9 protein-coding genes are annotated in these 10690 nt (G+C 51.9%); 6 read left to right on the top strand and 3 right to left on the bottom strand.

From position 1 onward, the window contains the following. A partial coding sequence (locus tag AB7E14_RS13995; RefSeq protein WP_428169610.1) for an HAD-IC family P-type ATPase occupies positions 1-640 on the bottom strand: 640 nt, incomplete at its 3' end. A 558-nt stretch (positions 641-1198) separates the two neighbouring features. Further along, positions 1199-1480, bottom strand: a complete 282-nt coding sequence (locus tag AB7E14_RS13990; RefSeq protein WP_042999048.1) for a YjcB family protein — start codon at positions 1478-1480, stop codon at positions 1199-1201. Between the two features lie 596 nt (positions 1481-2076). Here AB7E14_RS13990 and AB7E14_RS13985 point away from each other — a divergent pair. Continuing rightward, positions 2077-3663: an EAL domain-containing protein gene (locus AB7E14_RS13985; protein ID WP_316962645.1), complete on the top strand. Its 1587-nt coding sequence runs from the start codon at positions 2077-2079 to the stop codon at positions 3661-3663. A 2-nt stretch (positions 3664-3665) separates the two neighbouring features. On the opposite strand, the gene soxS is transcribed toward AB7E14_RS13985, so the two are convergent. After that, positions 3666-3989: a superoxide response transcriptional regulator SoxS gene (soxS, locus tag AB7E14_RS13980; protein ID WP_042321117.1), complete on the bottom strand. Its 324-nt coding sequence runs from the start codon at positions 3987-3989 to the stop codon at positions 3666-3668. Between the two features lie 86 nt (positions 3990-4075). Here soxS and soxR point away from each other — a divergent pair, with 86 nt between their 5' ends. From soxR to AB7E14_RS13955, 5 genes are all read left to right on the top strand, one after another. Beyond that, entirely contained in the window at positions 4076-4540 is a 465-nt protein-coding gene (soxR, locus tag AB7E14_RS13975) for a redox-sensitive transcriptional activator SoxR (protein ID WP_042321119.1), read from the top strand. Positions 4541-4794: 254 nt separating this feature from the next. Further along, positions 4795-5463, top strand: a complete 669-nt coding sequence (locus tag AB7E14_RS13970; protein ID WP_316962644.1) for a glutathione S-transferase family protein — start codon at positions 4795-4797, stop codon at positions 5461-5463. A 346-nt stretch (positions 5464-5809) separates the two neighbouring features. Further along, positions 5810-7159, top strand: a complete 1350-nt coding sequence (ghxP, locus tag AB7E14_RS13965; protein ID WP_042321123.1) for a guanine/hypoxanthine transporter GhxP — start codon at positions 5810-5812, stop codon at positions 7157-7159. Positions 7160-7308: 149 nt separating this feature from the next. After that, entirely contained in the window at positions 7309-8955 is a 1647-nt protein-coding gene (locus AB7E14_RS13960; RefSeq protein WP_042999051.1) for a Na+/H+ antiporter, read from the top strand. 736 nt (positions 8956-9691) lie between these two features. Then, on the top strand, positions 9692-10387 hold the full coding sequence (locus AB7E14_RS13955) for an MgtC family protein (protein WP_042999052.1): 696 nt from the start codon (positions 9692-9694) through the stop codon (positions 10385-10387). The last annotated feature ends 303 nt before the right edge of the window (positions 10388-10690 follow it).

Raw genomic sequence — 10690 nt, 5'->3', positions numbered from 1 at the left:
CGGCGCTGATGGTGGTGCCAGAGAACAGCAGGTTTTTGCGATCGCCCAGCGGCAGTTCGCCACTCAGCGCCTCTGCCGTTTTGTCCACAACGGTGGATTCACCGGTCAGGATAGCCTCTTCAACCCGCAGGTTATGGGCTTCCATGACACGAAGATCGGCGGGAATACGGTCACCCGCACGCAGTACCACGATATCGCCGACAACCAGATCGGTCGTCGCGACCGTCTCATGTTGTCCGTTACGGACCACGACAGCGGATGCGGAGAGCATATTGCGGATGCTTTTCAGCGATTTTTCCGCGTTGTTTTCCTGAATATGGCCAATCAGGGCATTGATCACCGCGACGCCGAGGATGACGGCTGTATCCACCCAGTGCTCCATTACGGCGGTGAGGGCCGCTGCGGCGATCAGGACGTAGATCAGAACATCGTGAAAATGGGCCAGAAAGCGTAGCCAGGCGGGTTTACCCGCTTTTTCCGGTAGTGCGTTAAGGCCATCTCTGGCAAGACGTGCGCTGGCCTCATTGTGAGTCAGCCCGGAAGGTTGGCTCTGCTGATTTTTCAGAACCTCCTCAACGGTTAGCTGGTACGGCTTTTTTCCAGCGCATGGCGCAGAATGGAGACGATTGCTGTTCGGCATTCTGGTCAAAGTAAATTTCCTCAAAGAATAAAATTTTAATATTTTGAAACACGCGCATACTATTTGAATAATGCCTTCAGATGTTTGATATTAATCAATGGTGTTTCGGTAAATATTATTTTATCTTTGAGTGAAGATGATATTTTCCCTTGTTTTTTATGAGGGTAAATGGAAGTGTGAATTTAGGAAAGGAGGTGTTTATGTTTGGAATATACAATGCCAAGAGATTGATTTTATTGTTTATGTTTGCAATCGCTGTGGCGGCAATTAGCGGTATTTCAACCTATTTCTTTGTAAAATATCTGGGGTGAGAATAATAAAAACAGTCTTCCTTACATAACTTTTAAATCCTGAAAAATAATGACATTAGGGAAATCAGAGACAACGGGGAAATATATTATAAAGCGCAGCCTGCCGAATAAACGGGCCGCGCCATATAAGCGAATAATCGAGGCGGGCTTGCTGAAATCGAAGGGGAATCGAGTGTGTCCACAACAAACACCGACGGGATTATCTGGAAACAATAAAAAAGCCTCCGTCAGGGAGGCTTAGGTGAAATCAGGTCAATACCATCGGCCATTCCGGCGGCGTCTGGCTCATTACTTCAACCATCACGGATTCAATGTTGTTCCAGATGGCGGAGAGATCCATCAGGGTGATGCCGAGTAATCCCGTCGCAAACCAACAGGCGGCGACAACCCCGAGCCCACTGCTGATCACTGCCAGACCAATGTAATCTGAGCGACGAAAACGAATATTCAATGTGCTGGCGAGAAACATGAGCACAGCGCTCAGCAGCTGCCAGCGGAGAAGAACCACGCCAGTGGTTAGGGTAGCCATGAAAGATTTCCTCTGAGAATAGCAGGTGCCCTGGACAGCGCGGCGTTTTCACGGGAGGCGTGGCGCACTCTGGCTATCGATGGGCATTCACATCAACACCGAATGAAACATTGTTTTTGTTTCATAATATTTGTGAACTATATCACGGTTAGGCGACCGTTCGCCAGCCTGTCGACTTCTTTTTTGCCTGCTTTATAACCTTAATAAAAACATGGTTATTGATTCAATGATCGACACACTTTCACCGTGGTGCAACCGAAAAGCGCGACGTAATAAAGAGGCAATGGCTTTACCTTGTTTGTATTGTCAAAAAATAAGCAGACGAAGAAATTTAACTTAATTTCATTTTGCGAATGAGCCAACAAAACTTTCATAAAACACGACTCCTTTCGCAGAATGGATTACCCTTAATAAAATTAATCGTCACTGCGGGTTTGCTTTATGGTCGAATATTATCACCATCCTGCAATATCAGACTTTTGCTAATAAAAGTCTGTTGCTAATATTGATAGATTCATGCAACGTAACCACCTGTGTAATTTAGCATCCTGTCTTGATGATAACAGGCATATGAAATGCAGGGATATAGGGCTGAAATGAATCATCGGGTGCGACGCAAGGTGCTGAGGTTCCTCGGGATAATCATGGTGGTTTTGCTCCCCGTGATGCTGGCGCTATGGTTTGCCCACCTGCAAGCAACGTCCCAAACCAGTAAGCAACTGAGCATTTTTGCTCATCTGGCTTTAGATAAAACAGAACTGGTCGTTTTACAGGCAGACTTAGCCCGCGATGCCGCTGAACAGTATCAGGGACAAGCGTGTACGCCAGCGCATCAACAACGAATGTTGAATATTATCCGAGGGCGCCTGTATATCAACGAGTTAATTTATGCGCAAGGCGATCGTTTTTTATGCTCAACGGTAATGGCACCGTCAGCGCCCTATATTATGCCAACGGCAAACTATAAACGAAAACCCAATATCGCTATTTATTACTTTCGCGATACGCCTTTTTTCACCGGTTATAAAATGACGTATATGCAACGCGGAAACTATGTTGCCGTGATCAATCCATTATCATATAGCGAAGTGATGTCCGAAGACCCCGAGCTGGCCTGGGGGGTCTATGACACGGTAACCAACACCTTTTTCTCCCTTAGCGAACAGGCCTGGGCGGCTCAACTGTTGCCACTGGTCCAGCGTAATCAGTCTGTCTTCCAGCAGGACGACCGTTTTTATACCGTCGTCCAATCGGATAAACGCCCCATTGCGGTCATTGTGTCGACCTCGATGCAGCGGTTTTATCAGAATCTGTATCAGCAATTGCTGATCGCGCTTCCGTTGGCGTTCATCAGCAGCATTTTGCTATTAATGTTTTGGTCTCGGGCGCGTCGGCAATACTACTCGCCGCGGCGCATGCTCCAGCGCGCGCTTAAACAGCGTCAGCTTTGCCTGCACTATCAGCCGATCATTGATATCAAAAACGAGAAATGCGTGGGGGCGGAAGCGCTGCTGCGCTGGCCGGGTTGTAAAGATCAGGTGATGAGTCCGGCGGAGTTTATCCCGCTGGCGGAAAAAGAGGGGATGATCGCGCAGATTACCGACTACGTGGTGGAAGAAGTGTTCAGTGATATGGGGACGTTTCTGGCTGCAAATCCAGAGTTGTATATCTCTATCAACCTTTCCGCATCGGATTTCCACTCTTCACGATTGATTGCCATGATCGCGGATAAAGCGCGCGAACATGGCGTGCTTGCGCAACAAATAAAAGTCGAAGTGACCGAGCGAGGATTTATCGATGTGCCGAAAACCACGCCGGTGATCCAGGCATTTCGTCAGGCAGGCTATGAAGTGGCGATTGATGATTTCGGCACCGGCTACTCTAACCTGCACAACCTCTATTCCCTGAACGTTGATATTCTTAAGATCGACAAGTCCTTTATCGATACGCTGACCACCAACAGTACCAGCCATCTGATTGCGGAACATATCATTGAGATGGCGCAAAGCCTGCGTCTGAAAACCATCGCAGAAGGCGTGGAGACGGCGGATCAGGTGAGCTGGCTGCTTAAACGCGGGGTGCAGTACTGTCAGGGGTGGCACTTTGCGAAGGCGCTGCCGCCGCAGGACTTCATTCACTGGCTGCAACAACCGCCCGCACTCCTGATGCAGCGCGGGCAGTAATACTACAGGCGGTGGCGGTAGTCGCTGGGGGTGCGATCAAATTCCCGGCGAAACACGCGGGAAAATGTCTGTTGCGACACATAACCTAAATCCATCGCAATATCGAATATCGGTCGCTCGGTGTTGCGCAGTTCAACGGCGGCCAACAGCAGTCGGCGCTGACGGATATAGTCACCCAACGTCTGGCGCATTACTGTGCGGAACATCCTCTGTAAATACCACTTTGAATAACCTGATTTTTTCGCGACCACATCAATGTTCAGCGGTTGGTCGATATGTTCATCAATCCATTCAATAAGGGTCTGAATAATTTGCTGATGGGACATATTGCTGCCTCCTTCTCAGTGTTCGATTCGTCTATTTGTCTGCGGGCGAGTATAATTCCTCAAGTTAACTTGAGGTAAAGCGATTTATGGAAAAGAAATTACCCCGTATAAAAGCGATGCTCACGCCGGGCGAAGTGGCAAAGCGTAGCGGCGTGGCGGTGTCCGCATTGCATTTCTATGAAAGCAAGGGGCTAATCAGCAGTATCCGCAATAGCGGCAATCAGCGCAGATACCGGCGTGACGTGTTGCGTTATGTCGCGATTATCAAGATTGCTCAGCGGATCGGTATCCCACTGGCGACTATCAGTGAAGCGCTGGGCGTGCTGCCGGAAGGTCATACCCTCAGCGCTAAAGAGTGGAAGCAACTCTCCTCGCAATGGCGCGAAGAGCTGGACCGTCGCATTCATACGCTGGTGGCGCTGCGTGATGAGCTGGATGGTTGCATCGGCTGTGGCTGCTTGTCTCGCAAAGACTGTCCGTTACGTAACCCCGGAGATCGGCTGGGCGAAGAGGGTACGGGCGCGCGTCTGCTGGAAGATGAACAAAACTAAAGCGCCGCAAGGGCGCTTTAGTTTGTTTTCCGGTCTTTGTCTTTCTCTCTATCCCGCTGGTTCACGGGAGGGTTTCCCCCGACGTCAACACCCCTCATTCGAGCACGTGGTGGAGGTTCCGGTTTGTGTTGATACTGTAAGTGTAAGCCGCGTTATCCCGTTTGCCAGTGTATCTGGCGACTTTTTAGGCGAATTTTTTTCGCCATCTCCCATAATTTACTAGAGTGAGTAAGAGGAAATGACGGGAGAACATCATGCTGACGGTGCATCATTTGAACCAGTCCCGCTCACAGCGCATTCTCTGGGCGCTGGAGGAGCTATCGCTGCCTTACCAGATTGTGCGTTACCAGCGTGAAAAGAACATGCTCGCTCCGCCGGCACTGAAGAAAATTCATCCGCTGGGGAAATCCCCCGTAGTGGAAGATAACGGCGCGATCCTCGCGGAGTCGGGGGCGATTCTCGACTATTTGCAGGACACCTATGACAGCGAAGGGAAGTTTAAACCGGCTGATGCACAATCCGTTCGCCAGTATCGCTTCTGGTTGCATTACGCCGAGGGTTCGCTGATGCCGTTGCTGTTAATGAAGCTGGTCTTCACCAGTCTGGGGAAACCACCCGTGCCGTTTGGTTTGCGCACGCTGGGCGGCGCGCTGGGGCAGGGCGTACAAAAAGCGTATCTCAATCCGCAACTGGAAACCCACGCGCGCTTTATTGACGCGCACCTCGCTGAGCGTCCGTGGTTTGCCGGAGGCCATCTCAGCATGGCGGATATCCAGATGAGTTTTCCTCTTTTTGCGCTACTGGCGCGCGGTGGTATTGCCGATCTTCCCCATATCAGCGCGTGGAAAAAACGCGTGGAAATGCGTCCTGCCTGGCAACGTGCCATTCAGCAGGGAGGACCTTTTGCCATTCCCGGTGGTTGATGGCGGTTTTTTAACCGTCTTGCCTCCTGCATTTGCGACGCGATCCGGCTAACTATGTTGCCGGATTGCGCATTGACGATAACGTTTGCGCATTAGTTGGTGATTTCTTCAGCGTTAGTGCAAGAAATGAGTAAAAAGCGGCAAAGTTCAGTTGAAAATCCTCGTATGATCGCTGGATAATCGTTTGCTTTTTTTACAACCCGTTTTTTTATGCGCGGAGCTAAACGTTTGCTTTTTGCGACACCCCTCTTTGTCGCGATCAGAGCACAGGGAGTTGACGTTGCGCTGGCAGTGGATTGTCCACCACGCATAAGAACGAATAATAAACTCTCAGGGGATGTTTTCTATGTCTACGCCTTCAGCGCGTACCGGCGGTTCGCTCGACGCCTGGTTTAAAATTTCACAACGTGGAAGCACTGTCCGTCAGGAAGTGGTGGCAGGTTTAACAACGTTTCTGGCGATGGTGTACTCCGTTATCGTCGTGCCTGGCATGCTGGGTAAAGCCGGATTCCCGCCCGCGGCGGTGTTCGTCGCGACCTGTCTGGTAGCCGGTCTGGGCTCTATCGTCATGGGGTTGTGGGCCAACCTGCCGCTGGCGATTGGTTGCGCCATCTCGCTGACCGCCTTCACCGCGTTCAGTCTGGTACTGGGCCAGCAGATTAGCGTTCCGGTCGCACTGGGTGCGGTATTCCTGATGGGGGTGCTGTTTACCATTATCTCCGCCACCGGGATTCGTAGCTGGATCCTGCGCAATTTGCCGCAGGGCATCGCGCACGGTACCGGCATCGGTATCGGTCTGTTTTTACTGCTGATTGCGGCGAACGGCGTGGGTCTGGTTATCAAGAACCCGCTGGATGGTCTGCCCGTAGCGCTTGGTCACTTCGCTACCTTCCCGGTGATTATGTCGCTGGTGGGTCTGGCGGTAATTATCGGTCTGGAGAAACTGAAAGTGCCGGGCGGTATTCTGCTGACTATTATCGGCATTTCTGTCGTTGGTCTGATTTTCGATCCGGCGGTGAAATTCTCCGGAATTTTTGCCATGCCGTCGCTGAGCGATGAAACCGGTAAATCACTGATTGGCAGCCTGGATATCATGGGCGCGCTGAACCCGGTTGTTCTGCCAAGCGTTCTGGCGCTGGTAATGACCGCTGTGTTTGATGCCACCGGCACCATCCGTGCCGTGGCGGGTCAGGCGAATCTGCTGGATAAAGACGGGCAGATTATTGACGGCGGTAAAGCACTGACCACAGACTCCCTGAGCAGCGTGTTCTCCGGTCTGGTGGGTGCGGCGCCGGCAGCAGTCTACATTGAGTCGGCAGCCGGTACGGCGGCGGGGGGTAAAACTGGCCTGACCGCCATTACCGTTGGCGTGCTGTTCCTGCTGATCCTGTTCCTTTCCCCGCTTTCTTACCTCGTTCCGGTGTATGCCACTGCGCCTGCGCTGATGTACGTCGGTCTGCTGATGCTGAGCAACGTGGCGAAAATCGATTTCGCTGACTTTGTCGATGCGATGGCGGGTCTGGTGACGGCGGTATTCATTGTACTGACTTGTAACATCGTGACCGGCATCATGATTGGTTTTGCCACGCTGGTGATTGGCCGTGTGGTGTCGGGTGAATGGCGCAAGCTGAACATCGGCACCGTAGTGATCGCCGTGGCGCTGGTGGCGTTCTATGCCGGTGGCTGGGCCATTTGATTCCGAAAGTGATTCCGAAAAACGGGTGGCGTTTGCCGCCCGTTTTTATTTTCAGCACACACTCGTTGTCTTTTGCGATACTCTGAGAAAGGTAAAATTGAGGCACGACGCCTCTCAAACACATAAGAAACATCGCAAACAGGGAACGCATGGAAATCTTCTTCACAATACTCATCATGACCCTTGTGGTCTCGCTGTCCGGGGTATTTACGCGCGTATTGCCCTTCCAGCTCCCCTTACCCCTCATGCAGATTGCTATTGGCGCGCTGTTGGCGTGGCCCACGTTTGGTCTGCACGTAGAATTTGACCCCGAACTGTTTCTGGTCCTGTTTATCCCGCCGCTGCTGTTTGCGGATGGCTGGAAGACGCCAACGCGAGAATTTCTTGAACATGGGCGAGAGATTTTCGGTCTGGCGCTGGCGCTGGTGCTGGTCACCGTGGTCGGGATTGGTTTTCTGATTTACTGGCTGGTGCCGGGCATTCCGTTGATTCCGGCCTTTGCGCTGGCTGCCGTGCTGTCGCCAACCGATGCGGTTGCGCTTTCCGGTATTGTCGGTGAAGGGCGGATCCCGAAGAAAATCATGGGCATCCTGCAAGGTGAGGCGCTGATGAATGACGCCTCCGGTCTGGTATCTTTGAAATTTGCCGTTGCGGTGGCGATGGGCACGATGGTGTTTACCGTCGGCGGCGCGACGGTGGAGTTCTTTAAGGTGGCGATCGGCGGTATCCTCGCGGGCTTTGTGGTCAGTTGGCTGTACGGTCGCTCGCTGCGCTTTCTCAGCCGCTGGGGCGGCGATGAGCCAGCGACGCAAATCGTCCTGCTGTTCCTGCTGCCGTTCGCATCGTACCTGATCGCAGAACATATCGGCGTCTCCGGGATCCTCGCGGCGGTCGCTGCCGGGATGACCATCACCCGCTCCGGGGTGATGCGCCGTGCGCCGCTGGCGATGCGTCTGCGCGCCAACAGCACCTGGGCGATGCTTGAGTTTGTGTTTAACGGCATGGTCTTTTTGCTGTTGGGCCTGCAACTGCCGGGCATTCTCGAATCGTCGCTGGTGGCAGCGGAGGCCGATCCGAACGTGGAAATCTGGATGCTATTTACCGATATCATTCTGATTTATGTGGCGCTGATGCTGGTGCGTTTCGGCTGGCTGTGGACGATGAAAAACTTCAGCATGCGTTTCCTGAAAAAGAAACCGATGGAGTTTGGCTCCTGGACGACACGGGAAATTTTGATCGCCTCCTTTGCGGGCGTTCGCGGGGCTATCACCCTCGCAGGTGTCCTGTCTATCCCGCTGCTGCTGCCAGATGGCAACGTCTTCCCGGCGCGCTACGAACTGGTCTTCCTGGCCGCTGGCGTGATTCTGTTCTCGCTGTTTGTCGGCGTGATTATGCTGCCGATTCTGCTGCAACATCTGGAAGTGGCCGATCATTCTCAGCAACTGAAAGAGGAGCGGATTGCCCGCGCGGCGACGGCGGAGGTGGCGATTGTCGCCATTCAGAAGATGGAAGAGCGTCTGGCGGCGGATACCGAAGAGAACATTGATAATCAGCTGCTGACCGAGGTGAGTTCCCGCGTCATCGGTAACCTGCGGCGTCGTGCCGACGGGCGTAACGATGTTGAGAGTTCGCTCCAGGAAGAGAATCTGGAACGCCGCTTCCGTCTCGCGGCGCTGCGTTCAGAGCGGGCGGAGCTGTATCACCTGCGCGCCACGCGTGAAATCAGCAATGAAACGTTGCAAAAACTGCTGCACGATCTCGACCTGCTGGAAGCGTTACTGATCGAAAATCAGTAACACCGTCATGTTGCCCGATGGCGCTACGCTTACCGGGCATCGACCCGGGCGGCAGATTCAGCGGACCGTCGAATCCCTGACGGATATGTCCTGGAATCGCCTGGTGAGCGAAGCGACGTCATTCTGAGCCATACCGATTTTCAGTCTGTAGAAAAGTAGTCAGGTCATACGTATCCCGCGTAGTGTATGGCAACAACAGGACCGGGAGACGGCAGATTTTAAATTTGCAGCCTTCAGGCTGCTTAGTTCTATCCCGCTATGATTGGTGCATGGTAGGGCAGGATTAGGTGCTGATTGTGGCGATCGTGACGTCGATAATTAATGACGTCTTTGATTAGTGAATTAACCCCGGTTCACGCCGGGGTGGGCTTTGCGCATTAAGGTCATTCTAAACAAATCGTCACTAAAGCGAGATTTTAACTTTACTCGAATAATTGAATGATTATAATGAGCACAAATTCACACAGGAGAAATATGTTGGACAGTCACCCTTATTTAAACATAAAGGCAAGCTGACGTAATTTTTTCTGCGCTGCTTGCCTACCGGCGGGCAGCAATCTCCTCATCCAGACGATTGCATCCCATAAAGAATAACGCAGCATGGCTGCGAGGATAATCGTCATGTTCATGTTTAAAAATACATTATTCCCTCCACCGTCAACGCGATGTTAATCGCCTTTCCGGCGACAATTCGTCGTGTGCTTAATAAAGCACGTAGTTAATTCTTCCAACATAAATGGAGGAAGCTATGTTGATGTTTCCTTATATCGCAAATTTACTCGCTGCGATGCTATTGGGCGCGCTGATTGGCGCTGAAAGACAGTGGCGTCAGCGTATGGCCGGCCTGCGCACTAACGCGCTGGTCGCCACCGGCGCGGCGGTTTTTATTCTGAGCTCCATTTCAACCTCTCCGGACAGCCCAGGACGTATTGCCGCGCAGGTGGTTTCCGGAATTGGTTTTCTCGGTGCCGGCGTCATCATGCGTGAAGGCATGAACGTGCGCGGCCTGAATACCGCTGCAACCTTGTGGTGCTCTGCGGCGATTGGCGTGCTGTGCGGACTGGGCCAGTTCTGGCAAGCGGCGGCGGCAACGCTGATAATCCTCTGCGCCAATATTCTACTGCGCGAAGCGGCGCAGAGAATTAATCAGATCCCCGGCGCGACAGAAGAAGAGAAATGCTACGTTCTGAATATTGTCTGTCAAAGCGAATATGAAAACGCGATTCGTCAGCTATTGCTTAATATCAGTAAAGAGATGACGCTCAGCCTTCAGGGACTGGTGTCAACAGCAGCAAAAGAACAAGGGCATAAAGAAATTCGCATCGAACTGGTGGGTAATACTGACTGCCGCAAAGCGCGAGACCTTATTATGTCAAGAGTTGGCGGGGACGAAAACATTACGTCAGTCCGCTGGTGTGTCGAGGGGAGTTAACCTCGCGGCTATTCTACTCCGACAATCATTTGTCTAAGGAGGGAATGATGAATATTCCCAGGCAATTAAAGTAATAAGCGTTTAATAACGTAAAAATGAATTATGCATAAATCATTTATGCAGGGATAACGACGTCTTAAATTTGAGGATTAATCATGACTGACATGAAAATAGTAAACCGGAAAATAAACCGGTCTGCGTCAGAAAATGATAAGCAGTATAAAAAAAGCTTCGCCATTGAAACCGAGGCATTTAACAGCCCGGATCATACGCTGGCGCGGTTAAACAGCAGTCGCCACGGGC

The sequence above is a fragment of the Citrobacter sp. genome, from assembly GCF_050252275.1.
In the GTDB taxonomy this organism is placed as follows: Bacteria; Pseudomonadota; Gammaproteobacteria; order Enterobacterales; family Enterobacteriaceae; genus Citrobacter_A; species Citrobacter_A amalonaticus.
Note: the sequence above shows the minus strand (reverse complement) of the source record. Positions and strands in the feature narration are given on the sequence as shown.